Origin of the sequence: Micromonospora solifontis, from assembly GCF_003725545.1 — a bacterium.
Lineage (GTDB): Bacteria > Actinomycetota > Actinomycetes > Mycobacteriales > Micromonosporaceae > Micromonospora > Micromonospora solifontis.
Genome location: NZ_RJLN01000009.1, coordinates 38,375 through 64,696 on the forward strand (window position 1 = coordinate 38,375; position 26,322 = coordinate 64,696).

General features: G+C 74.2%; 11 protein-coding genes. 9 read left to right on the forward strand and 2 right to left on the reverse strand.

All coding sequences use genetic code 11. The annotated features are described in order from the left end of the window. The first annotated feature begins 7 nt into the window (after nucleotides 1–7). The 8 genes from EFE23_RS05155 (at nucleotide 8) to EFE23_RS05190 (ending at nucleotide 23,953) form a co-directional block, all read left to right on the forward strand. Nucleotides 8–5,662, forward strand: coding sequence for a type I polyketide synthase (locus EFE23_RS05155; protein ID WP_123239725.1), 5,655 nt, complete (start codon nucleotides 8–10; stop codon nucleotides 5,660–5,662). 76 nt (nucleotides 5,663–5,738) lie between these two features. Beyond that, complete coding sequence (locus EFE23_RS05160) at nucleotides 5,739–10,310, forward strand: non-ribosomal peptide synthetase (RefSeq protein WP_123239726.1); 4,572 nt, start codon at nucleotides 5,739–5,741, stop codon at nucleotides 10,308–10,310. Further along, entirely contained in the window at nucleotides 10,303–15,003 is a 4,701-nt protein-coding gene (locus tag EFE23_RS05165; RefSeq protein WP_123239727.1) for a condensation domain-containing protein, read from the forward strand. Before EFE23_RS05160 ends, EFE23_RS05165 begins: the two co-directional genes overlap by 8 nt. Then, complete coding sequence (locus EFE23_RS05170; protein WP_158675832.1) at nucleotides 15,000–16,682, forward strand: cyclic peptide export ABC transporter; 1,683 nt, start codon at nucleotides 15,000–15,002, stop codon at nucleotides 16,680–16,682. The genes EFE23_RS05165 and EFE23_RS05170 overlap by 4 nt, the downstream gene beginning before the upstream one ends. Further along, complete coding sequence (locus EFE23_RS05175; RefSeq protein WP_123239729.1) at nucleotides 16,636–17,457, forward strand: thioesterase II family protein; 822 nt, start codon at nucleotides 16,636–16,638, stop codon at nucleotides 17,455–17,457. Before EFE23_RS05170 ends, EFE23_RS05175 begins: the two co-directional genes overlap by 47 nt. Nucleotides 17,458–17,516: 59 nt before the next feature. Next, nucleotides 17,517–20,411: an amino acid adenylation domain-containing protein gene (locus tag EFE23_RS05180; RefSeq protein WP_158675833.1), complete on the forward strand. Its 2,895-nt coding sequence runs from the start codon at nucleotides 17,517–17,519 to the stop codon at nucleotides 20,409–20,411. A gap of 99 nt (nucleotides 20,412–20,510) precedes the next feature. Further along, a complete protein-coding gene (locus tag EFE23_RS05185) occupies nucleotides 20,511–21,497 on the forward strand; it encodes a TauD/TfdA family dioxygenase (protein ID WP_123239731.1) in 987 nt (328 codons plus the stop codon). Between the two features lie 134 nt (nucleotides 21,498–21,631). Beyond that, entirely contained in the window at nucleotides 21,632–23,953 is a 2,322-nt protein-coding gene (locus EFE23_RS05190) for an MMPL family transporter (RefSeq protein ID WP_123239732.1), read from the forward strand. A 99-nt stretch (nucleotides 23,954–24,052) separates the two neighbouring features. Here the strand turns inward: EFE23_RS05190 and mce are convergent, their stop codons facing one another. Continuing rightward, the gene (mce, locus tag EFE23_RS05195) at nucleotides 24,053–24,523 is read right to left on the reverse strand and encodes a methylmalonyl-CoA epimerase (protein ID WP_123239733.1); all 471 of its coding nucleotides are present in this window, start codon (nucleotides 24,521–24,523) and stop codon (nucleotides 24,053–24,055) included. A gap of 156 nt (nucleotides 24,524–24,679) precedes the next feature. Here mce and EFE23_RS05200 point away from each other — a divergent pair, with 156 nt between their 5' ends. After that, a complete protein-coding gene (locus EFE23_RS05200) occupies nucleotides 24,680–25,813 on the forward strand; it encodes an ABC transporter ATP-binding protein (RefSeq protein ID WP_123239734.1) in 1,134 nt (377 codons plus the stop codon). Nucleotides 25,814–25,965: 152 nt separating this feature from the next. Here EFE23_RS05200 and EFE23_RS05205 read toward each other — a convergent pair whose 3' ends face one another. Further along, nucleotides 25,966–26,304 carry a hypothetical protein gene (locus EFE23_RS05205; protein ID WP_123239735.1) on the reverse strand — a complete coding sequence of 113 codons (339 nt, stop codon included), beginning with the start codon at nucleotides 26,302–26,304 and terminating at the stop codon, nucleotides 25,966–25,968. Nucleotides 26,305–26,322: the final 18 nt, after the last annotated feature.

Here is a 26,322-nt window from a genome sequence, read left to right on the forward strand (position 1 = left end):
GAGGCACGTGTCAGACGCAGCCGAGGACCCGAACCAGGTCGCCGTCATCGGCATGGCCGGGCGTTTCCCCGGTGCCGCCGATGTGGAGGCGTTCTGGGCCAACCTGGTCGCCGGTCGGGAGGGGATCGTCCACCTCTCCGACGAGGAGCTGGTGGGCGGCGGGATCGACCCCGAGCTGATCGCGCGGGACAACTACGTGAGGGCCAAGGGGGTCCTCGACGACGCTGACCTCTTCGACGCGGGCTTCTTCGGCTTCCACCCCCGGGAGGCCGAGGTGCTCGACCCGCAGCACCGGGTCTTCCTGGAGTGCGTCTGGACCGCGCTGGAGTCGGCCGGGTACGACCCGCAGACCTTCGCCGGGCGGATCGGTGTCTTCGCCGGCGCGAGCCTAAACTCGTACCTGCTGTTCAACCTGCTCGGCAACCAGCGGGCCGTCGACGCGGCCGGCAGCTACCAGACGCTGATCTCCAGCGACAAGGACTTCCTGGCCACCCGGGTCTCCTACAAGCTCAACCTGACCGGGCCCAGCATGACCGTGCAGACCGCCTGCTCCACCTCGCTGACCGCGGTGCACCTGGCGGTGCAGAGCCTGCTCAACGGCGAGTGCGACCTCGCGCTTGCCGGCGGGGTCTCGGTCAGCGTGCCGCTGCGCGAGGGCTACCTGCACGAGCAGGGCGGGATCCTCTCCCCGGACGGGCGCTGCCGGGCCTTCGACGCCGAGGCGCGGGGGACCGTGCCGGGCAACGGTGCCGGGGTGGTGGTGCTGCGCCGGATGGCCGACGCCCGGGCGGCCGGGGATCCGGTGGACGCGGTGATCCGCGGCACCGCGGTCAACAACGACGGGTCGACGAAGGTCGGCTACACCGCGCCCAGCGTGGACGGCCAGGCCCAGGTGATCGCCGAGGCGCTCGCGGTGGCCGAGGTGGAACCGGACAGCATCGGCTACGTGGAGGCCCACGGTACCGGCACCGCGCTCGGTGACCCCATCGAGGTCACCGCGTTGACGCGGGCGTACCGCAAGCACACCGACCGGGTCGGCTACTGCGCGCTGGGCTCGGTCAAGAGCAACGTCGGCCACCTGGATGCGGCGGCGGGTGTCACCAGCCTGATCAAGGCGGTGCTGGCGGTCAAGCACGGACTGATCCCGGCGACCCTGCACCACACCCGGGCCAACCCGGAGCTGGCCCTGCCGGCCAGCCCGTTCTACGTCAACACCGAGCTGCGGCCCTGGCCCCGGCAGGCGGCGCCGCGGCGGGCGGGGGTCAGCTCCTTCGGCATCGGCGGCAGCAACGTGCACGTGATCCTGGAGGAGGCGCCAGCCCCGCCGGCCACCCCCCGGCAGGCCACCGGCCCGGCCGCGCCCCGGGTGCTGCCGCTGTCGGCCCGCTCCGCGCCGGCGCTGGCCGAGGCGGCCGGGCGGCTCGCCGAGCACCTGGCCGCCCGGCCTGAGCTGGATCTCGACGACGTCGCGTACACCCTGGCCCGCCGGCGCCGGGCGTTCGAGCACCGTACGGCGGTGGTCGGCCGGGACGCCGCCGAACTGGTCGGCGCGCTCCGCCGGGCCGCCGACGCGGGCGGCGGCACGCTGGCCGGACGGGACGCCCCGGTGGCGTTCCTCTTTCCCGGCCAGGGCGCGCAGTACGTCGGCATGGCCCGAGACCTCTACCGCTCGGAGCCGGTGTTCGCCGTCGAGCTGGACCGGTGTGCCGAGCTGTTCGCCGCGCACCTCGGGGAGGACCTCCGGACGGCGTTGTTCGCGGCCGACGACGACACCGGCGAGGCGGCGCGCGCCCTGGCCCGGACCGCGGTCACCCAACCGGTGCTGTTCCTGGTCGAGTACGCGCTGGCCCGGCTGTGGCTGTCCTGGGGTGTCCGCCCCGCGGCGATGGTCGGGCACAGCGTCGGCGAGTACGTGGCCGCCTGCCTGGCCGGGGTGTTCTCGCTTGAGGACGCGGTGGCGCTGGTGGCGGCCCGGGGCCGGCTGGTGCAGTCGATGCCGTCCGGGTCGATGCTGGCGGTGTTCCTGCCCGAGGCCGAGGTGACCGGCTGGCTGACCGACCAGCTGTGCCTGGCCGCGGTGAACTCTACCGGCCTGTGCGTGCTGGCCGGTCCGACGCCCGCCGTGGACGGGCTGGCGCGGCGGTTGGCGGCGGCCGGGGTGGCGCACCGCCGGCTGCGCACCTCGCACGCGTTCCACTCGCCCGGCATGGACGCCGCCGTGGCGCCCTTCGTCGAGGTGGTGCGGCAGGTCGCGCTGCGGCCGCCGGCGATCCCGTTCCTCTCCAACGTCACCGGCGCCTGGATCACCGACGAGCAGGCCACCGACCCGGCGTACTGGGGCCGGCACCTGCGGGCGCCGGTCCGCTTCGCCGACGCCCTGGACGTGCTGCTCGCCGACGAGGAACTGGTGCTGCTGGAGGTGGGGCCAGGCCAGACGCTGCGGAACTTCGTGCGCCAGCACCGGGCCTGGCACGAGCGGCGAACCGTGGTTGGCTCGGTCCGGCACCCGGACGAGCGGCGCGACGACCAGGAGTACCTGCTGGCCGGGCTGGGTGAGCTGTGGGCCGCCGGCGTGCCGGTGGACTGGGCGGCCTACGAGGGTGACGCGCCACGCCGGCCGGTGCGCCTGCCCACGTACGCCTTCCAGCGGCGGCGCTACTGGATCCACCCGGAGACCGGCCCGGCCCGCTCCGCCCGGCCAGCCCCGGCCGCCGGGGCGGACGCACCGTGGTTGCACGTACCCGGCTGGCGGCGGCTCGGCCCGCCGCTCGCCGCCGCCGACGCGACGGCGCCGCGCGAACCCCGCTGGGTGCTGCTCGGCACCGAGCTGCCGTTCGGGGCGGCGCTGGCCGGGCGGCTGGCCGGCGCCGATGTGCTGCGCGTCGACGCCGGCGACGAGCTGCGGGAGACCGGCGAGCGGTCCTGGTCGCTGGAACCGACCAGCCGCGACCAGTACGCGGGCCTGCTCAAGTCGCTGGAGGCGGACGGCCCCCGCACGATCCGGCTGGTGCACCTGTGGAGCCTCGCCGCGGAGCCGGGCGCGGACCTGGACACCGCCCGCATCGAGCGGGCCCGCCGGGTGGGCCTCGACAGCCTGCTGGCCCTGGCGCAGGCGATCGGGGACGTGCAGCCGGCGGGCCCGGTGGAGATCGACGTGCTCACCCGGGGCCTGTTCGGCGTGACCGGCGACGAGGAACTGCAGCCGGAGAACGCCCCCCTGCTCGGCGCCACCACAGTCATCCCCCAGGAGGTTCCGGACGTCACCTGCCGGGTGCTGGACCTGACCGGCGCCGACCTCGCCGCCTCGGGCGCGGCCTCCGCCCGGCCCGGCGCCGTCGCGACGGTCCTGGCCCGGCTGGCCGCGCCGGCCCCGGAACGGGAGCTGGCCCTGCGCGGCCGGCACTGGTGGGTACGCGACTTCGAGGCGATCCGGCCGGCGGGGGAGGGCAGCCGGCTGCGCCCCGGCGGCGTCTACCTGATCACCGGTGGACTCGGCGGGGTCGGCCTGGCCCTGGCCGAGCAGATCGCCGGCGCGGTCCACGCCCCGGTGCTCGGGCTGCTCAGCCGCACCGCCTTCCCGGCCGAGCAGGACTGGACGGACTGGCTGGCCGGGCACGGGGAGCACGACGAGACCAGCCGACGGATCCGCCGCCTGGCGCGGCTCCGCGAGCGGGGCGCCCGGGTGATCGTGCTGACTGCCGACGTCACCGACCGGGACGCTCTGGCCGGCGCGGTCGACCGGCTGCGCGCGGCCGGCGGCGGCGGCCTGCACGGCGTGATCCACGCGGCCGGGCTGCCGTCCCGGGGCCTGATCGCGGTCAAGTCCGCACAGGACGTCGCCGACGTGCTCGCCGCCAAGACCGTCGGCACTCTCCACCTCGACGCGGTCTGCGACAGCGATCAGCTGGACTTCCTGCTGCTCTGCTCCTCGTTGACCGGGCTGCTGGGCGGCCCCGGGCAGAGCGACTACTGCGCGGCCAACGCCTTCCTGGACGTCTTCGCCCAGTGGCGGCGCGCCAGCACGGGAGCGCCGGTGACCGCGGTCGCCTGGGACACCTGGCGCCACACCGGCATGGCCGCCGGCCTGGTCGAGCGGCTGCACGGCGGCACCCCGCTGACCGGGCACCCGCTGCTGCACCGGCTGGCCACCACGACCGACCGGTCCCGGACGTACGCCACCACGCTGAGCACCGCCGACAGCTGGATCGTCGACGAACACCGGATCATGGGGCACGGCCTGGTCCCCGGTACGACGTACCTCGAGCTGGTCACCGCGGCGGTGGCCGAGCAGGCCGCCAGCCGGGTGGTCGAGCTGCACGACGTGCTCTTCACGCTGCCGGTGATCGTGCCCGATGGCGTGACCCGCGAGCTGTACACCACCGTCGAGGAGCGGGACGGGCAGCTGCGGTTCAGCGTGCAGAGCAGGGGCGACGGGGACGCGGCCCGCTGGCAGGAGCACGCCAGCGGCACGGTGTCCTTCCACGAGCGGACCCCCGAGCCCACCCGCGACCTGGCGGAGCTGCGCCGCGGCTGCGCGGTGACCGAGGTGATCGAGACCGAGGACGAGCTGAAGCGCCGGCTCAAGCTCGACCTGGTCGAGCAGGGCGGCCGGCTGCGGTTCTCGTTCGGCCCGCGCTGGCGCTGCCTGCGCCGGATCGAGGTCGGCCTCCGGCGGCTGATGGTCACCCTCGAACTGGCCGAGGAGTTCGCCGACGACCTGGCGCGCTACCCGCTGCACCCGGCGCTGCTCGACGTGGCCGGCGCCTCCGCCCGCATCCGCGCCCGGGACGTCTTCTACCTGCCGTTCACCTACCGCAGCCTGCGGGTCTTCGCCCCGCTGACCCGGGTGATCCACTGCCATGTCGAGGTCGCCGAGGCCGGCGACTCGGGGGAGACCCTGACCGTCAGCATGGAGCTGCTCTCCCCCGAGGGGGAGCTGCTGGTCCGCGTCGTCGACTTCACCATCAAGCGGATCAACGACATCGACGGCCTGCTGGAACAGGTCGACCGGGGCGCCGTCGCCGCCGCCGGACCGGACCCGGCGGAGGCCACCGCCGGCACCCTGCACCGGCTCAGCGAGGGGATGACCGCCGCCGAGGCGACGGCCGCCTTCGACCGGCTACTCACCGCGCCGGTGCTGCCCGAGCAGGTGGTGGTGACCGGCCGGGACCTCGCCCGGCTGCGCCGGCTGGCCGCCTCGATCACCCCGGCGCTGCTCGCCGGTGAGGTCGAACAGCTCGCCCCGCCCCGGGGCACCCACCCGCGGCCCGACCTGGACACCCCGTACGTGGCGCCGGCCACCGACGTCGAACGGGCCGTGGCCGCGATCTGGCAGGACGTCCTCGGGCTGGACCGGGTCGGCGTCCACGACGATTTCTTCGCCCTCGGCGGGCACTCGCTGGCCGCGGTGCAGATCGGCGCGAAGATCCGCAGCCGGTTCGGGGTGGAGCTGAACCTGCGGGGCTTCTTCGACAGCCCCACCGTGGCGCACACGGTCGCCGTGCTGGCCGACCCCGGCGAGCTGAGGGCCGACGACCGGATCGAGGCGGTGGGCCGGGACCTGGCGGACGACGAGGCGGCTGGCCTCGACGACCTCTCCGACGAGGAGATCGAGTCGCAGCTGCGCGCCCTGCTCGCCGAGGAAGAGGGAGGTGGGGCGTGACCCGGCTCCGGGGAGCCGGGCGTGGCCCGGCCCGTACCACCGCAGCGACCGACCAGCGAACCGAGGATGATCGCCTGTGACCACCACCGATCTGGGCAGCCTGTCCGCGGCGCAGAAGCGCGCGCTGCTCGCCGAACGGCTGCGGCAGCGCAAGCAGCGGCGGGAGTTCCCCGCCTCCTTCTCCCAGCAGCGGCTCTGGTTCCTGGAACAGCTGGCACCGGGCAGCGCCGCGTACAACATCCCCGGGGCGGTCCGCATCCACGGCCCGCTGGACCTCGCGGTGTGGCGACGCAGCTGCGTCGAGATCACCCGGCGGCACGAGGCGCTGCGGACCACCTTCACCGAGGTCGACGGTGAGCCCCGGCAGGTGATCAACCCGACCGGCGAGCCGGAGTTCACCGTGGTCGACTGCGCCCACCTGAGCGGCCCTGCGGGTGAGACGGGCATCCAGGGCCTGGCCCGCGAGGAGTTCGCCCGCCCGTTCGACCTGGCCAACGGGCCGCTGCTGCGGGTCAAGTTCCTCCGGCTCGGCCCGGAGGAGCACGTGCTCCTGTTGACCATGCACCACATCGCGGCCGACCTCTGGTCGATGTCGGTGGCCATCGCCGAGCTGGTGGAGCTCTACGGGGCCTTCGCGGCCGGCCGGGCGTCGACCCTGCCGGAGCTGCCGATCCAGTACGTCGACTACACCGTCTGGCAGCGGCGGCGGCTGGCCGGCGACGCCCTCGACGCCGACCTGGCGTACTGGCGGGAGAGGCTGGCCGGCGCGCCCGCCGCGCTGGAACTGCCCACCGACCGGCCGCGCCCGGCGGTGCAGAGCACCCGGGGCGGCTCCCGCCCCTTCGCCCTGCCCGAGCCGGTGATGACCCGGCTGCGCGAGCTGAGCCAGCGGGAGGGCGCCACCCCTTTCATGACCCTGCTGGCGGCCTTCCAGGTGCTGCTGCACCGCTACACCCGCGAGGACGACATCGTGGTCGGCGTGCCGGTGGCCAACCGGAACCGCCCCGAGATCGAACGGCTGGTCGGCTACTTCGTCAACACTCTGGCGCTGCGTACCGACCTGTCCGGCGCGCCGAGCTTCCGGGAACTGGTCGGCCGGGTCCGGCAGACCTGCCTGGGCGCGTTCGCCCACCAGGAGCTGCCGTTCGAGCGGCTGGTCGAGGAACTGGCCCCCCGCCGGGACCTGTCCCGCTCGCCCATCTTCCAGGTGCACTTCATCTTCCAGAACATCCCGATGCCCGAGTTCGACGTGGCCGGGCTCCGGCTGGAACCGGTCGGCGTGGAGAGCGTGACCGCCCGGTTCGACCTGGAGCTGCAGGTCTTCGACCGGCCGGACGGGCTGACCGGCTGGTTCGAGTACAACAGGGACCTCTTCGATCCGGCCACCGTCGAGCGGATGTCGGCACACCTGGCCCGGCTGGTGGCGAACCTGCTCGCCGAGCCGGACCGGCGGATCGACCAGGTGTCGATGCTCGACGCGGACGAGGAGCGGGAGCTGCGGCTGCGCTGGAACGACACCCGCCGGGACTGGCCGGCGCCGGTGACCGTGCCGCAGCGCTTCGCCGATCGGGCCGCCGCCACCCCGGACGCCCTCGCGCTGCGGACCGACCGGGAGAGCCTGACCTACGCCGAACTGGACCGGCGCTCGACCCGGCTGGCCCGGCGGCTGCGCCGGCTCGGGGTGGCGCGGGAGGCGTTGGTCGGCATCTGCCTGGACCGCTCCGCCGACATGGTCGTGGCGATGCTCGCGGTGCTCAAGAGCGGCGGCGCCTACGTGCCGCTGGACCCGGGCTTCCCGCCGGAACGGATCGCCTTCATGCTGGCCGACTCCGGCCTGTCCGTGCTGCTCACCAGCAGCGACGTGCTGGCCGGCCTGGGTGGGGTCCAGGCCGAGCCGCTCTGCCTGGACCTGCTCGCCGACGAATTGGCCGACGAGCCGGTCGAGGCGCTGCCCCTCGACGTCGACCCGGACGACCTGGCGTACGTCATCTACACCTCCGGCTCCACGGGCCGGCCCAAGGGCGTGCAGGTCACGCACGGCGCGCTGGGGAACTTCCTGCTCGCCATGGCCGAGCGTCCCGGCATCGCCCCCCGCGACGTGCTGCTGGCGGTCACCACCCTCTCCTTCGACATCGCCGGGCTGGAACTGCTCCTGCCGCTGGTGGAGGGGGCCAGCGTGGTCGTGGTCGGCCGGCAGGTCGCCGCCGACGGCGAGCGGCTGGCCGCCGCGCTGGACCGTGCCGCCGCCACCGTGATGCAGGCGACCCCCTCCACCTGGCGGATGCTGTTGGACGCCGGCTGGGCCGGAAGCCCTGGGTTGCGGGCGCTGGCCGGCGGGGAGGCGCTGCCGGCCGAGCTGGCCCAGCGGCTGCTGCCCCGCTGCGCCGAGGTGTGGAACATGTACGGCCCAACCGAGACGACCATCTGGTCGGCGGTGGCGAAGGTCGACCACGGGCCGATCCGCCTGGGCGAGCCGATCGCCAACACCGAGCTGCACGTGCTCGACGGCAGCGGCGCGCCGGTGCCGCTCGGCGTCCCCGGCGAGCTGCACATCGGCGGCGCCGGCCTGGCGCGTGGCTACCTGGACCGGCCCGAGCTGACCGCCGAGCGGTTCGTCCGGCATCCGTCCCCGATCGGGCTGGGTGACCGGCTCTACCGCACCGGCGACCTGGTCCGCCGCAGCGCCGACGGGAGCATCGAGTTCCTCGGCCGGCTGGACCACCAGGTGAAGCTGCGCGGCTTCCGGATCGAGCTGGGCGAGATCGAGTCGGTGTTGGAGCGGCAACCGCAGGTCAGCCAGGCGGTGGTGACCGTACGCGAGGACACTCCCGGCGACCAGCGGCTGGTGGCGTACGTGGTGGCGGACCCCGCCGCGGACGGCGAGCCGGCCGCCGACCGGCCGCACGAGCTGGACCAGTGGCGTGACGTCTGGGACGCCGCGTACGACGTCGAGGAGCCCGGCGAGGTCGACCCGACGCTCGACACCCGGGGCTGGAACAGCAGCTACACCGGCGGGCCGATCCCGATCTACGAGATGCGGGGCTGGGCCGAGGCCACCGCCGAGCGGATCCTGGAGACCGCGCCCCGCTCGGTGTTGGAGATCGGCTGCGGCACCGGGCTGATCCTCTACCGGGTCGCCCCGCGGGTGCCGCACTACTGGGCCACCGACATCTCGGCGGTCGCCCTGGCCCGGCTGCGCGCCGACGCCACCGCACCGGCCCGCGGGCTGCCCGGGGTGCAGCTGTTCGGCTGCGCGGCCGACGAGCTGGACACCCTGCCCGACCAGCTCTTCGACGTGATCGTGCTCAACTCGGTGGCGCAGTACTTCCCCGACGAGCGCTATCTGCTGCGGGTGATCGAGGGTGCGCTGCCGCGCCTGGCGCCGGGCGGTTCGCTCTTTCTCGGCGACATCCGCAGCCTGCCGCTGCTGGAGCCCTTCCACGTCTCCGTGCAGCTGTCCCGGGCCGAGCCGGAGGCCACCGCCGAGCAGCTGCGCGAGCGGGTCCGCCGGGCCCTCGCCGACGACCAGGAACTGGTCTTCGACCCGGGCTTCTTCACCGCGCTGCCGGCCCGCTTCCCGCAGCTCGCCCAGGTGCGGGTGATGCCGAAGCTCGGCGAGGTGAGCAACGAGCTGACCCGGTTCCGCTACGATGTGCGGCTCACCGTGGCGGGCGCGTCGACGGTCGGTGGGCGGCCCGCCGACGTCGACTGGTGCGACTGGACCGACGAGGGGCTCTCGCTGGCCGGGCTCCGGGACCGGCTGTCCGCGCAGCGTCCGGCGCTGCTCGCCCTCCGGGGCGTACCCAACGCCCGGACCGACCGCTGGGCACGCGCCGCCACGGCGCTGGCCGCGGCCGGCGGCACGGCCGACGAACTGCGGGCCGAACCGGACGTCGGAGCGGCCCCGACCGCCGTCGAACCGGAGCAGCTGCGCCGGCTCGCCGACGAGACCGGCTACCGGATCGACCTGGACTGGTCCGGGCACGGGCCGGCTGGCGAACTGGCCGTGCTCCTGCGCCGGCTGGCCGCCGACGGACAGCCGGAACGGCCCCTGCCCCCGCTGGTCGAACCACCCGGCGAGGAGCCGCGCTGGGACCACTACGTCAACGACCCGCTCGGCCGGCGGACCCGGCGGCTGCTGCCCCGGCTCCAGGCCGCCCTCGGCGAGCACCTGCCCGACTACATGGTGCCGGCGACCTACGTGTTCCTGGACGCGTTGCCGCTCACCCCTAACAACAAGGTCGACCGGAAGGCCCTGCCCGCGCCGGAGGGCGGCCGCCGCCAGGTGCGGTCCGCGTACGTGCCGCCGCGCAACCCGGTGGAGGAGGTGATCGCCGGCATCTGGGCGGAGACCCTCGGCGTCGACCGCGTGGGTGTGCTCGACGACTTCTTCGCCCTCGGCGGGCACTCGCTGCTCAGCACCCGGATGGTGGCCCGGGTCCGGGAGGCGTTCGGGGTAGACGTGCCGCTGCACCGGATCTTCAGCGACCCGACGGTGGCCGGGCTCGCCCGCGCCCTGACCGCCGACCCGGCCCAGCGGGCGGTCATCGACAAGACCGCCGAGCTGCTGATCCGGCTCAGCGGCCTCTCCGACGACGAGGTACAGCAGGCGCTCGACGCCGGCGACGGGAGGAACCCGCATGAGTAGGCAGTTCGCCCTCTCCGCGCAGCGGCTGGCGCTGCTGAGCAATCTGCTCAAGGAGGAGGGTATCGACCGGGCCCCGGCGCGCACCGTGCCGCCCCGCCCGGACGGTGACGCCCCGGTTCCGCTGACCTTCTCGCAGAGCCGGATCTGGTTCCTCGACCGGTTCGCCGCGCACACCTCCGCGTACGTGATCTCCACCGCGATGCGGGTGCACGGCGACTTCCGTACCGACCTGTTCGCGCGGGCCTGCGCCGAGGTGGTCCGCCGGCACGAGTCGCTGCGCACCGTCTTCCTCGAGCTGGACGGCCGCCCGCACCAGCAGGTCCGCGCCGACCTGCCGCCGGAGGTCCGGACCGAGGACGTGCCGGGCGTGGCGCCCGAGGCGGTCGACGCCGAGCTGCGTCGCCGCGAGGAGGAGCTGATCAACCAGCCCTTCGACCTGGCCACCGGGCCGCTGCTGCGGGTCCGGCTGCTGCGCTTCGGTCCACAGTTGACCGGGGTGCTGCTCAACCTGCACCACATCGTCTCCGACCGCTGGTCGATGGGGGTGCTGCTGCGCGAGCTGATCGCCGGTTACCGGTCCCTGCTCACCGGGCTGCCCGGCGACCTGCCCGAGCTGCCCGTGCAGTACGCCGACTTCGCCTACTGGCAGCAGCAGCCGGCCGCCCGGCAGGCGTGGGCGGCGGACCTGGCGTACTGGACCGAGCAACTCGGCGGGGCCCCGGCCGAACTCGCCCTGGTCGGCGACCGGCCCCGGCCGCGGGAGAAGAGCTACCGGGGCGACTCGGTGCCGGTGGAGATCCCGCCCGCCTTGGTGGCCCCGCTGCGCGAGCTGTGCCGGCAGGAGAACGTCACCCTGTTCATGCTGCTGGAGGCAGCGTTCGCGACGCTGCTGCACCGGCTCACCGGCGACGAGGAGATCGTGGTCGGCTCGCCGGTGGCCAACCGGCGGCTGGTCGAGCTGGAACCGCTGATCGGGCTGTTCATGAACACCGTGGCGCTCCGCACCGACCTGCGCGGCGACCCGTCTTTCCGGGAGCTGCTGCGCCGGGTCGGCGCGGTCTGCCTGGCCGCCTATGACCACCAGGGCATCCCGTTCGAGCGGCTGGTCGAGCAGTTGCAGCCGGAACGGTCGGTGGCCAGCACCCCGGTGTTCCAGGTGCTCTTCTCGTACCAGAACGTGCCCTTCCCGGCCTGGCGCGACGGGCCGGTCCGGGTCGAGCCGGTCTCGCTGGACGCCCGGAAGGCCGAGTTCGACCTGCTGCTGGACCTCTTCGAGGACGGCGACACGATCTGGGGGCGGCTGGAGTACAGCACCGACCTCTACGACCAGGCGACCGCCGAGCGCAACGTGCGGATGCTCCACCGGCTGCTGCGCGGACTGCTCGCCCGTCCGGACACCCCGATCAGCGCGCTGCCGCTGGTCGGCCCGGTGGAACGGGACGAACTGCTGGCCCTGGCCACCGGCCCGGCCGCAGCGGAGCGGCCCCTCGTCGTCGACGCCTTCGCCGCGGCCGTTCGCCGCGACCCGACCGCCCCGGCGGTCCGGTTCGGCTCGCGTACGGTCAGCTACGGCGAGCTGAACGCCCTGGTCGACGCCCTGGCCGGGCGGCTCCGGGCGGCCGGCGTGCGCCCGGGCGCCCGGGTCGCCGTCCACCTGGAGCGCAGCGTCGAGCTGGTGGCCGCGCCGCTGGCGGTCTGGCGGGCCGGCGGAGTGCTCGTCCCCGTCGACCCGGCCCTGCCGGCCGACCAGGCCACCGCGCTGTTGACCGCGACCGACGTGGCGATCCTGCTCACCCGGCGCCCGGAGATCGGCGGCCTGCCCTGGGCCGGGCCGACCTGCCTGGTGGACGACCCGGCCGCCGACCCCGAGGGCGTGCCCGCCGCCACCGACGCCCCACCCGTGGCCCCGGCCGGTGCCGACCCGGCCTATGTCAGCTGCCCGCCGGAGCCGACCGACCGGCCCCGAGCCAGCGTGCACAGCCACGCGGCGCTGCGCGACCGGCTGCACTGGCTGCGGGACAAAGCCGGGCTCACCGCCGAGGACCGGGTGCTCCAGCACGCCCCCGCCGCGGCGCCCGCGGCCGTCTGGGAGCTGTGCGCCCCGCTGCTGGCCGGCGCGGCCGTGGTGCTGGCTCGACCCGGCGGGCACCCCGACGCCCGGCACCTGGTGAGCCTGATCCGGGCGGAGCGGGTGAGCGTGGCCTGCTTCCGGCCCGACCAGCTGGCCGAGCTGCTCGACCAGCGCGGGGTCGAGCGCTGCACTGCGCTGCGGCACGTGTTCTGCGCCGGGGCGCCGCTGCGGCCGGAGCTGGTGGCCCGGTTCGCCGGGCGCTCGCCGGCCACCCTGCACCACCTGCTCGTGCCGGCGGACGTCGCCGCGCCGGTCACCGCCCACCGCTGCGCCGCCGCCGATCCCACCGCCGCGGAGAACGCCGAGTCGGCCGCGTCCGCCGAGCAGACGGGCGCCGCGGTCGGCGGCGGCATGAGGTACCAGCCGCCGGTGCCGGTGGGCCGGCCGGTCGCCGGGACCCGGGTGCACGTGCTGGACCGGGCCGGCCAGCCCGTCCCGGTCGGCGTGGCCGGGGAGCTGTACGTGGCGCCGGTGCCGGCCGGCGTGCCCGTGACGGACCTGGTGCCCGACCCGTTCGACGACCGGCCGGACGCCCGGCTGCTGCGTACCGGGGAGCGGGGCCGGGTGCGGCCCGACGGGGTGATCGAGCATCTCGGGCACCGGGACCGGTGGGTACGGCTGCGCGGCTTCCCGGTCGACCTGGACATGGTCGAGGCCACTCTGGCCGGGCACCCCGGCATCACCGGGGCCGCCGTGGCGATCCGGGGCGAGGCCGGTGCCGACCGGCTCGTGGCGTACCTCGCCGGGGACCCGGTCCCGGCCGCCACGGAGCTGACCACGTTCCTGAAGGAGCGGCTGCCGGACTACCTGGTCCCGGCGGCCTGGGTCGAGCTGCCGCGGCTGCCCCGGACGTCGGCCGGCGCGATCGACCGGACCGCCCTGCCCGAGCCGGAGCCCGAGCCGGACGGCGGTGCGCGGCCGACCGGGGAGCTGGCCCCCCGGGACGAGATTGAGCGGGCGATCGCCGACCTCTGGGCGGAACTGCTCGGGGTCGCCACCGTCGGGCTGGCCGACAACTTCTTCGCCCTGGGCGGGCACTCCCTGCTCGCCACCCGGCTCGCGGCGCGGATCGAGGACCGGTTCGGCGTCCGGGTGCCGTTGCGCCACCTCTTCGACAACCCGACCGTCGGCGCGCTGGCCGAACTGGTCCGGCAGGCGGGAACCGGCCCGGCCGCCGCGGCCGCCCCGATCACCCCGGTCGACCGGGGCCCGTTCCTGCCGCTCTCGTTCGCCCAGGAACACCTGATCCGGCATCACCCGCGCGGACCGCTGGACCCGATCCACAACGTGGTGACCGCCGTGCGGCTGACCGGGCCGTTGGACGGGCCGGCGCTGCGCCGGAGCCTGGACGACATCGTGGCCCGGCACGAGGCGCTGCGTACCCGCATCGTTGCCGGCCCTGACGGGCCGGCACAGCGCGTCGAGGCACCCGACGGCTGGCCGCTGGAGACGGTCGACCTGGGCGGCGGCGACCCGGCCGACCGGCTGCGTGCCCTGGTCGAGGAGCAGGGGCGGCGCCCGTTCCGGATCGACGCCGAGCCGATGGTGCGCGGCCTGCTGGCCCGGCTGGCGCACGACGAGCACGCCCTCGTGCTCACCATCCACCACCTGGTCACCGACAACTGGTCGTACGGGGTGCTGGTCCGCGACCTGACCGAGTACTACACCGCCCACACCACCGGCCGCGCCCCGGCGCTGCCGGTGCTGGACGTGCAGTACCCCGACGTGGCGGCCTGGCAGCGGCGGCAACTCGTCGCCGGGGCGCTGGACGCCCACCTGGAGCACTGGCGGCACACCCTGCGCGACCTGCCCCCGGCGCTGACCCTGACGCCGCCGCCCGGGGACACCGGGACCGGCGACGGCCCGGGCGCCACCGGTCCCACCCGCGCCTTCCGGGTGGACCCGGCGGTCACCGGGCAGCTGCGCCGGCTCGCGCAGGCGGAGGGGGCCAGCCTCTTCATGGTGCTGCTGGCCGCCTACCAGCTCCTGCTCGCCGCCTTCTCTGGGCGGGACGACATCCCGGTCGGCTTCCCGGAGGCGGGACGGGAGCGGCCGGAGACGGCCGACCTGATCGGCTGGTTCGTCAACCCGCTGGTGGTCCGGGCGGACCTGACCGCCGCCCCGACGTTCCGCGAGCTGCTCGGCCAGGTCCGCGACCGGACCCTGTCCGCGTACGCGCACCGGGCGGCGCCGCTGTGGCTGGCCACGGGGAGCGGGGCCGCCGCCGACCCGACCCGGGTGCTGTTCAACCTGCTCAACGCCGAGGTGCCCGAGCTGGCGCTGCCCGGGCTGCGGGTGCGCTCCCTGGAGATCGGCGACGACTACGTCTTCTCCGAGGTGCTGGGCAGCAACCTCCAGCCGGCGGAGGCCGACCTCGCCCTCATCATGCGGGAGCAGGGGACGGGACTGCTGGGCACCTGGCTGCACGCCGCCGACGTCTTCCCCGGCCGGTCCCTGGACCTGATGATGCGGCGCTGGGAGTGGCTGCTGGGCCAGCTCGCCGCCGATCCGGCCACCGCGCTGGACACCCTCCGCGCCCGGTTGGGGCAGGTGAACCCGTGAGCCTCTTCGCCTACCTGCTGCGCTACCGCCGGGGCGCGTTCCTGCTGGCCATCGCCGCCGGCATCATCAGCGGCGGCACCGGCGCGGCTTTCATCGCCATGGTCAACCAGGCCCTGGCCGCCGACGGCCGGCCCGCGTCCCGGCTGATCTGGGGCTACCTGGCGCTCTGCCTGGCCACCCTGTTCACCCGGTTCATCTCCCAGGCCCTGCTCTACCGGCTTTCCCAGGGGGCCATCCAGCAGCTGCGCCGCCGCCTGGTCGACGGCATCCTCGGCGCCCCGCTGCGGGCCGTCGAGAAGGTCGGCACGGCCCGGCTCAACTCGGCGCTCTCCGATGACGTGGTGGTCATCGCCGACGCGCTGCCCGGCCTGCCGGGCATCTGCTCGGGTGCCGCGTTCGTGCTGGTGGCCATCGCGTACCTGGTGATCGTCTCCCCGGTGGTGGCGCTGGCCACCGGCGGCACGGTCGTCGTCGGCGTGCTGCTCTACCTGCTCATGTCGGCCGCCGGGCTGGGCGCGCTCAAGGCCGCCCGCGAGGAGCAGGACGTCCTGTTCGGTCACTTCCGCTCGGTGACCGAGGGCATCAAGGAACTCAAACTGCACCGGGATCGGCGGTACGCCCTGATCGAGCGGGACCTGGCGACCACCGCCACCGCCTACCGCCGGCACAGCATCGTCGGCCTCTCCGTCTACGAGGGCGCCACCGGCGGCGGGCAGGCGGTCTTCTTCACCTTCATCGGCCTGCTGCTCTTCGCCTTCCCCGCCTGGTTCGCGCTCACCGACCGCACCCTCGCGGCCTGCGTGCTGATCCTGCTCTTCGCCGTCTCCAGCCTCCAGGGCGTGCTCGTCTGGTTCCCCGCCCTGGGCCGGGCCGCGGTGGCCCTGACCACCATCGAGGAGCGGCTGGCGTCGCTGGCGCCCGGGGACGGCGAACCGGCCCCGGGCGCCACCGCCCGGGCGGCCACCGGCGGCGGCTTCGCCGGCTGGCGCCGCATCGAGTTCCGGGGGGTTAGCCACGTCTACCCCGGCCCGAAGGGCGAGGAGTTTGTGCTCGGGCCGCTGGACCTCGATGTCCGCCGGGGCGAGATCCTCTTCGTCGTCGGCTCCAACGGCAGCGGCAAGACCACCCTGGCCAAGGTGCTGACCAGCCTCTACCCGCCCGAGCAGGGCGTGCTCCGGGTGGACGGCGTGGCGGTCACCGCGGCCAACCGGGAGGACTACCGCAACCTCTTCTCCGCGGTGTTCTCCGACTTCCACCTCTTCGACAGCCTGCTCGGGCTGCCGGCGCCCGACCGGACCGCGAAGGCCGAGCACTACCTGCGCCGCCTGCAACTGAACCACAAGGTACGGATCACCGGGGACCGGTTCTCCACCACCGCGCTCTCGCTCGGGCAGCGCAAGCGGCTGGCCCTGCTCGTGGCGTACCTGGAGGACCGCGACTGCTACCTGTTCGACGAGTGGGCGGCCGACCAGGACCCGGTCTTCAAGGACTTCTTCTACCGGGAGCTGCTGCCGGAACTGCGGGACCGGGACAAGGCGGTGGTGGTGATCAGCCACGACGACCAGTACTTCCACGCCGCCGACCGGCTCGTCCGGCTCGAATACGGCCAGCTCAGCGAAGGGGGGACCCCCGATGGACCGGCGATGGCTGGCCGGCCGGGAGTTGGACCCGCGCGCTGACCTCCGGCTCTTCTGCCTGCCCTACGCCGGCGGCGGCGCGGCGGTCTACCGGGGCTGGCCGGAGCTGGCGCCGCGTGGCATGCAGGTGCTGCCGCTGGAACTGCCCGGCCGGGGCACCCGGCTGCGCGAGGCGCCGGTGTGGCGGCTCGCCCCGCTGATCCGCTCGCTGGCCGACGCGCTGTGCGACGCCTTCGACCGGCCGTACGCCCTCTTCGGGCACAGCATGGGCGGGCTGCTCGCCTTCGAACTGGCCCGGACGCTGCGCCGCCGCCCGGTCCGGCAGCCCGCGCACGTCTTCCTCTCCGCCGCCGCCGCGCCCAGCACCCCGCCGACCCCGCCGCTGCTGCACTGCGGCACGGACGACGAGATCCGGCAGCGCCTGGCGGAGCTGGGTGGCACGCCGCCGGACCTGCTGGACGACGTCGAGCTGATGCGACTGATGCTGCCCGTGCTGCGCGCCGACTTCGCAGTGCTGGAGACGTACGAGCACCGCAGCGAGCCGCCGCTGTCGACGCCGTTGACCGTGCTCGGCGGCCGGTCCGACCGGGTCGTGCCGCCGCGGGCGCTGGACGGCTGGCGCCAGCACACGTCGGCCGGATCCCGGCTGTGCCTCTTCCCCGGCGGCCACTTCTTCCTGCACGGCCCCACCGCGGCCGACGTGCTGGCCACCGTGGCACGGGACCTGGGCGGCACGGCCGCCACCGGGCCCGGCGCAGCGACCCACCGCACCGCCACCGGTCTCTACCTGCGCCATACCACCGACCGAACCCGATGAGCACCGCCCGCCCCGGTCCGGCCCAGCACGGACCGCACCGGATTCCCAGGAGGCCAGCCATGACCACGCTCGATTCGGTGCCCAGCCAGCCGCCGGACGAGGCCGACATCGAGCCGTTCGCACTGCTCAGCCCTCGGGACCGGAGGATCGTGCCGGCCGGGGCGCTGGACGGCTACCCGCTGCCGGAGGTCCAGGCGGACCTGGTCGAGGAGGACGGCGCCTTCACGAGGGTCGACCTGGACGGGCGGCGGGTCACCGACCCGGCCCCGTTCTCGCCGGAACGGTTCGCCGAGGCGGTCCGGGCGGTGGTGCGCACGCACGAACTGCTCCGCACCTCCGTCGACCCGTCCGGCGGCACCGAGCCGTGCCACCTGGTGCACCCGGACGCCGCGATCCCGCTGGCCGTGCACGACCACCGCAGCGTGGACGAGGCCAAACGGGAGGCGATGTCGGCCGCGCTGCTGGACGCGGAGCGGGTCACCCCGTTCGACCCGGCCGCCCCGGGGCCGCTGCGGCTGACCGTGATCCTGGAGACCGAGCAGACCTGGACGCTGCTCGTCGCCGCGCCCCGGGCCCTGACGTCCGTGGCGGACCCGGCCGGCATCCTCGCCGAACTGCTCCGCGCCTACCGGGCCGGCGGATCCGCCGCGGTGGCCACCGGCACCCGGCACGCGCCGTGCGTGGCCGCCGCGCTCGACGCAGCCGCCGACTTCGACGGCGCCGACCACTGGACTGGCCTGCTCACCGGCACCTCCTGCGCCCTGCCGGGCGGCTGGGGCGGCGCGCCGGGCAGCACCGAGCTGACCGTGGACCTCACCGACCTGTCCGCCGGGCTGCGCGCGCTCGCCGCCGCGGCGGGGGCGTCGCCGGCGACCGTGCTGCTCGCCGCCCACCAGACCGTGCTCCGCGTGCTCGGCGCCGAACCGGGCGGGTACACCGAGGCGACCCTGACCCCGGACGGACGCCCGGACCTGGCCGGCACCGGCTGCGAGCGGCTGCTGCACCGGGTCACCCTGCCGCTGCCCCTGGTCACCGGCGCGGCGACCTGGCGCGGGCTGGTCGCCCGGGTCGCGGAGGCGGAGCGGGTCGCCTGGACGCACCGGCACGCGTACCGGCCGCCGGCCGGCCCGGTCGACCGGAGTCAGCACGCCCACTTCGCCTGGGACACCGCCGCCGACTTGCCCGTGGCGGCCGTCCCCGGCCTGCCCACCGACGAGGCGGCGTACGGCCTGCGGGTGACCGCCGGCCCTGACCGGTTGCGGCTGCGCGCCGCCGGGGCGACCGTCAACGCCAGCCATGCCCGGCGACTGGCCGCCCACTACCGGGAGGTGCTGGCGGCGATGGCCGCCGACCCGGACGGTGACGCCGAGGGCACCCACCTGCCGGCCGGCGAGCGCCGCGCGGTGCTGGTCGACTGGGCGGTCGCCGGGACCGTGGACCGGGGCGAGGTGACCGCCGTCGACCTGATCCGGGCCCAGGCGCGGTCCACACCGGACCGGGTCGCGGTGCGCGTCGGCGACGTCCGGCTCACCTACCGGGACTTGATCCGGCGGGCCGACCGGCTCACCCACCACCTGCTCGACCATGGCGCCGGGCCGGGCACCCTGGTCGGCGTTTGCCTCGGCCGGACCCCGGATCTCGTGCCCGCGCTGCTCGCCGCCTGGCAGACCGGCGCCGGCTACCTGCCGTTGGATCCCGAACTGCCCCCGGAACGGCTGCGGCACATGCTCGACGCGGCGGACACCCCCGTGGTGGTCACCTCCACCGCGCAGCAGCCCACCCTCACCGGCCTGTACGACGGCACGCTGGTCCTGGTGGACACCGACGCGGCGGCCATCGCCGCCCGCCCGGACACCCCGGTCGACGTGTCGGTCCGCCCGTCTGACCTTGCCTACGTCATCTTCACCTCCGGCTCCACCGGCCGGCCCAAGGGGGTGATGGTGGAGCACGCCGGCCTGGTCAACTACCTGCTCTGGACGGTCGACGCGTACGCCGCCCACGGTCCCGGCGGGGCGCCGGTCTTCTCCTCGATCTCCTTCGACCTGGGCATCCCGAACATCTTCACCCCGCTGATCACCGGCGAGCCGGTGCACCTGCTGCCCGAGCCGCTGGACACCGCCGACCTCGGCGCGCACCTGCTCACCGGCGCCCCGTACAGCTTCATCAAGATGACCCCCGGCCACCTGGACCTGCTCACCTGGCAGCTCACCGCCGAGCAGGCCCGGGGCCTGGCCGGCATCGTCATCGCGGCGGGTGACTCGTTCACCCGGGCGCTCGCCGCCCGCTGGCTGGAGTTGGCCGGGCGGCACGGCACCAAGGTGGCCACCGAGTACGGCCCGACCGAGATCACCATCGGCAACTCGGGGCAGCGGATCAGCGAACCGCCCGCCACCGAACTCGTGCCGCTCGGCGCGCCCATCGTGAACACCACCATGTACGTACTGACCGAGCGACTGGATCCGGTGCCGGTTGGAGTGCCGGGGGAGGTGTACATCGGCGGCCTCGGGGTGGCCCGGGGCTACCTCGGGCGCCCGGACCTGACCGCGGAGCGGTTCCTGCGCGACCCGTACGGCCCTCCGGGCAGCCGGCTGTACCGCAGCGGTGACCTGGCCCGGTGGCTGCCCGACGGCACGCTGGAGTTCCTCGGCCGGATCGACAACCAGGTCAAGATCCGCGGTTACCGGGTGGAACTCGGCGAGATCCAGGCCCGGCTCACCGCCCATCCGCACGTCCGCGACGCCGTGGTGATCGCCCGCGAGCCCAGCCCCGGCGAGAAGCGGCTGGTCGCGTACCTGGTGCTCGCCGCCGGGCAGCCGCTGGACCCGGCCGCGCTGCGCGCCCACCTCACCGCGGACCTGCCCGACTACATGATCCCCGCGGCCTTCGTCGCCATCGACCACATTCCGCTCACCACCAACGGGAAGGTGGACGCCCGCGCGTTGCCCACCCGGTGAGCCCGACGCCGCCGACCGGACCGGCCGACGGCCGGTCGCCGGGTCGACCGGCCCGGTCAGAGGGCCGACCCCGGCAAGCTCAACGAGAGGACCGAACCGATGACCAAGCTCGACCAGTCGACCGGTGCCGCACAGGGGCTGGCGCTGGAGCTGACCGACGACGAACGTGCCGCCCTGCGGGAGTTGGCCGAGGAGCTCGTCGCCGCCCCGCCGGCGCTGCTGGACGACCTGACCTGGGTGGCTCAGGCCCGCCGGGCCAGCTGCCGGCTGCCGCTGCGGCTGCGGCAGACCCTGCGCGCCTTCCGCGACGACGCCGGTCCCACCGGCTCGCTGATCCTCCGTGGACTCCCGTTCGGCGAGGACGACCTGCCGGACACGCCGACCGTACGCGAGTCGGTGGAGCGGGCGACCACGGTGCCCGCCGTGGTGGCCGTCCTGATCGGCCTGCACCTCGGAGAGGTGATCGCCTACCGGAACGAGAAGACCGGCGCGCTGGTGCAGAACGTCGTGCCGGTGCCCGGTCTGGAGGGGACGCAGAGCAACGCCGGGTCGGTGCCGCTGGAGTTCCACGTGGAGAACGCCTTCCACCCGCAGCGCCCTGACTACGTCGGCCTGCTCTGCCTGCGCAACGACCACGCCAAGCGGGCCGGCACCCTGGTCACCTGTATCCGGCAGGCGCTGCCGCTGCTGGAGGAGACCGACCGGAAGGTGCTGCGCGAGCCACGGTTCATCACCGCCCCGCCGCCCTCGTTTCACCACGGCGACCGGACCATGCCGCACGCGGTGCTGGTTGGCAGCCCCGAGGACCCGAACATCTGCCTGGACCTGAACGCCACCACGGCGTTGGACGACGAGGCCCGTGAGGTGATGGCCCGGCTCAAGCAGGTCCTCACCGACGTGTCCACCGCACTGGTGCTGCAGTCGGGCTCGATGGCCATCATCGACAACCGGCTGGTGCTGCACGGCCGCACCGAGTTCACCCCCCGGTTCGACGGGCGGGACCGCTGGCTGCACCGGGTCTACGTGCACCTGGACAACCGCCGTACCCGGGTGCACCGGCAGGATGCCCGGCCGGTACTCAACTGAACCCCGACACACACGCAGAGTTTCATAGACCGACTTCTAGCGGACGGTAGGCTGGCCGGCGCCGCACCGCCGGCGTCGGCGGCCTGCCGCCGGTGGTCGGCCGCGGCGACTGTCGCCGGCCGGGAAGGGTAACCATGACCGAGACCTTGTCGCGTATCAGGAGGGGCGGCGGCTCCGGCCGACCCTCGGAGGAAGGCCGCCTCTACCGCTGGGCCGTCTGGACCGCACTCAACCCGGTTAAGGTCATCCTGGTCTGGCTGCTGCTGCTCGCCGGCGCGCTGGTCTCGGCCAACTACTTCACCGCACACCTCACCGGCAACACCAATTCGGTTATCGGCTCCGACTCGGAGAAGGCCAACCAACTCATCGCCGACGAGTTCCCCGAGACGCCAAGCGAGACCGACTTCGTCGTGCTGCACTCGACCACGCTGACCGCCCAGGATCCGGCGTTCCGCCAGGTGGTCGGGGCCGCCGTCGCCCGGTACCGGCAGGCGCCCGAGGTGATCGAGGCGATCGATCCGTACGGCGTGCCGGACCGGCTCGTGGCCCCGGACGGCCGTACCGTGCTCGTCCCGGTCACCCTCGACGGCGACGACAAGAAGCTCCAGGAACAGGCCGCGCCGCTGAGCGGGATCGCCGGGACGCTCGGCACCGACCAGGTGCAGGTCTGGTTCACCGGCGCCTCTCCGCTCGCCGCCGCCGCGGTCGAGCAGGGCAACGAGGACCTCTCCATGGCCGAGACCATCGGCTTCCCGGCCGCCGGGATCGTGCTTCTGCTTGCCTTCGGCTCCCTGGTCGCCGCCGCCATCCCGCTGGCCCTCGGCGTGGTGGCCGTGCTGTCGGCCTTCGGCGCCCTCGGCATCGCCACCCACTTCACCAGCTTCGACGTCTTCGTCCAGACCGCGGTCAGCATGGTCGGCATCGCCCTGGGCATCGACTACACGCTGTTCATCGTCACCCGCTTCCGGGAGGAACTGGCCCGGGCCGCCGACAACGGCCGCCAAGAACGGGCCAGAGCCGTCGGTCGCACACTGGCCACCGCCGGTCAGGCGGTCCTCTTCTCCGGCGTCACCGTGGTGGTGTCCCTGTCCGGGCTCTGGCTGGTCCGCTCGGCCAAGGTCTACTCGATGGCGGTCGGCATGAGCGCCGCCGTACTGGTCATGATGCTCGTCGCGGTCACCCTGCTCCCGGCGCTGCTCGGCCTCCTCGGCGGCCGGATCAACCGGCTCGCGCTGCCCTGGGCCCGCCGATCCCTCGCGCACCCCGACCCGGAACACTCCGCCTGGGCTCGGGCCATCGCCGTGGTCATGCGCCGTCCGGTGCTCATCGCCGTGTTCGGCGCCATCCTGCTCGGCGCCCTGTCCATCCCGGTCTTCCACCTCCGGTACGGCGTCGATCTCGGTGCCGGCGCGGTCGCCGAATCCCCGGCCGGTCGGGGTTACACGGTCGTCTCCGAGGCGTACGCGCCGGGTGTGCTGACCCCCGTCACCGTGGTCGTCTCCGCCGGGGGTGGCAGGCTCACCGACCCGCAACTCGACGCCGTCGCCCGGTTCAGCGAGCAGGCCGTCGGCAACCGCGAGGTCGCCGACGTCGTCAGCATCACCCGCGTCCTCGATGCCCAGGCCGGGGGACACACCGCCGCCCACCTCGAAGCGGCCAACCGCACGGCCGGCGCCGCGCTGGCCGGGCTGGTGAGCAGGGATGGCGACACCACGGTCATCACCATCCGCCCCCGGCACGGCGCCGACACCGACGAGGCCGCCGACCTGGTACGTGAGCTCCGTACCCGGGCCGACGGGGCGTTCGCCGGCACCGGGCTGACCGCGCACGTCGGCGGCGGTCCGGCCGAGATCGTCGACATCACCGATGAGAGTTCCCGCGCCATGCCGCTGGTCATCGGCGCGGTGCTGGCCGCGAGCTGGCTGCTGCTGCTGATCGCCTTCCGGTCGCTGGTCCTGCCCTTCGAAGCGATCTTCATGAACCTGCTCACCTCGGGCGCTGCCTTCGGGGTGGCGGTGCTCATCTTTCAGGAGGGCCACGCCGCCGGCCTGCTCGGCGTGGACCGGACCGGCTTCATCCAGGTGATCCTGCCGCTGTTCGCGTTCGCGCTGGTCTTCGGGCTGTCCATGGACTACCAGGTGTTCATGCTCTCCCGGATGCGCGAGGAGTGGGACTGCACCGGCGACAACGCGGCCGCCGTCCAACTCGGCCTCACCCGCACCGCGAAGGTGATCACCGCGGCCGCGACCATCATGGTGGTGGTCTTCGCGTCCTTCATGTTCACCCAGATCCTCGAAATCAAGCAGATGGGCTTCATGCTCGCCCTGGCCGTACTGATCGACGCGACGATCGTCCGGCTCCTGCTGGTCCCGTCCCTGATGCGGCTGATCGGTCACCGGAACTGGTGGTTGCCCGGCTGGCTGGACCGCACCCTGCCCCGTGCTGGCCAGCACTGATGTCGGACCTGATACCCGCCGGAGCGTCGTGTTCCGGCGGGACCGGCCGTCGTACCGGTGGCTGCCGGCGGGATCAGCGGCCGGCAGCCACCGGCCGGGTCATCCGGCGGCCGGCTCGACCAGCTCGACCAGGATCCCGCCGGCGTCGCGCGGGTGCACGAAGTTGATCCGGGAGCCGGCCGTACCGGTCTTCGGCTGTTCGTAAAGTAGCCGCACCCCGCGCGTGCGCAGCTCCGCGCAGGTCTTCTCGACGTCGTCCACGGTCCAGGCGATCTGCTGCACCCCGGGACCGGACTGGCTCAGGAACCGGGCGATCGGCGAACCGGGGGTCAGCGGAGCGAGCAGTTGGATCCGGCCCTGGGCCGGATCCGGCCCTATCGACATCATCGCCTCCCGGACGCCCTGCTCGGCGTTCTCCTCCACGTGCACGCAGCGCATGCCGAAGAGGCTCTCGTATCGGGCGATCGCCTCGTCCAGATCCTCGACCGCCATCCCGACATGGTCGATGCCCCGCAGGCCGACGCCGGCCAGCGCCGAGGTGCCCGCGGTCTTGGAAACATCGTCAGACATGCATCGAGCCTAGTGGCTGCCGTCGATCGATCGCCCATCGGTGTCGCGCCGATTGGCGCTCCCGCCGTCCGGTCCGCCCGGTGGTGACCTTCGGCCCGGGTCCGGCCGCGCCCGCGGCGCGACCCTGGAGGGGAGAGGCTTGGAGGTGAGCCAGCCATGGCGACCGTGGACCTCAACCAGGTGACCAAGGAGTTCGCGGGCGGCGTCCGGGTGCTCGACCGCGTGAGCCTGCACGTCGATGAGGGCGAGTTCCTCGTGCTCGTCGGACCGTCCGGCTGCGGCAAGTCGACGCTGCTGCGCATCATCGCCGGCCTGGACGACGCGACGGCCGGGACCGTCCTGGTCGACGGCGAGTCCGTCGACGGCGTACCGCCGAAGGAACGCGACGTGGCGATGGTGTTCCAGAACTACGCGCTCTACCCGCACATGTCGGTCCGCGACAACCTGGCCTTCAGCCTGCGCCTTCGCCATGTGCCCACCCGCCTTCGGGAGCGGCGCGTCCGCGACACCGCCGAGCTGCTCGGCATCGAGGAACTGCTCGACCGCAAGCCGAAGGCGCTCTCCGGCGGCCAGCGGCAGCGGGTGGCGACCGGGCGGGCGATCGTCCGCCAACCCCGCATCCTGCTGATGGACGAGCCGCTGTCCAACCTCGACGCCCAGCTGCGGGTCACCATGCGTGCCGAGCTGCGCCGTCTGCACCTCGAACACCGCACCACCACCATCTACGTCACCCACGACCAGGTCGAGGCGATGACCCTCGGGGACCGCATCGCGGTGCTGGCGGACGGGCGGGTGCAGCAGGTTGGCACCCCGCACGAGCTGTATCACCGGCCGGTCAACGCCTTCGTCGCCGGCTTCATCGGCTCGCCCAGCATGAACCTCGCCGAGGTACGGGTCACCGACACCGATCCGCCCGCCCTCGACGTCGGCGGGCAGCGGTGGCCGGTCCTCGCCGGCCACGCCCCCGCCGCCGGTCCGGTCCTGCTCGGTGTGCGCCCGGACGCGTTCAGCTGGCCGCCGGCGGCGACCGCGGCGCGGCTGGATGCCACCGTGGTAGCCGTGGAGTTCCTCGGCAACGCCTCCCTGGTGTTCGTCACGCCGCCCGGCAGGCCGTGGCACGCGGCCGGGAACGACGCTGGCGCCCCGACCTGGGTCGCCCGGCTGGACGGGCGTGTCACGCCCCGGGTGGGGGAGCGGGTGGCGCTCGGGGTGGAGGTCGGGTCCGCGTACCTGTTCGACGCCGACGACGGCCGGGCGATCCCCGCCGAGCAGGTCCCGGTGCCGGCCTGATCGATGCCGACCAGGCCGGCGCGTGGCCGTGATGATCAGGTGGCGGGGCGGGTGAGCAGGCAGCCGGTGATGGCCAGGTTGATCTGATATCAGCCGATGATTGCCAGCGTCAAGGGCGGGCCCGACGGCGGGGCGCCGCACGCCCGGTGGCCCTACGGCACCGCGTCCTCGGGGGTCGGCCGCGATTCCGGGCGCGCCGGCGGGTCGGTCCGCGCGGGTCGTTGAAAGGCGCGACGGGTCAGCCACAGCGTGGCGACCGCGGCGACCGCGGAGATGATGTTCGCCAGCTTGTCCGCCTCGGACAGGTAGTTGACGAGCAGCAGCACCGACGCCACCAGGACGGCCGCGCCGAACCCGAGCGCACGCGCCAGCCGCCAGTCCACCCGGACCGACCACCTGCGCAGCACCGCTCCGACGGCCCACTCGGCCAGGGCCACCGCCGCCATGGCCAGCAGCGGCACCTGCCACAGTTGGATCCCTCCGATTTCCACGCTCCTACCTCCCTTCGT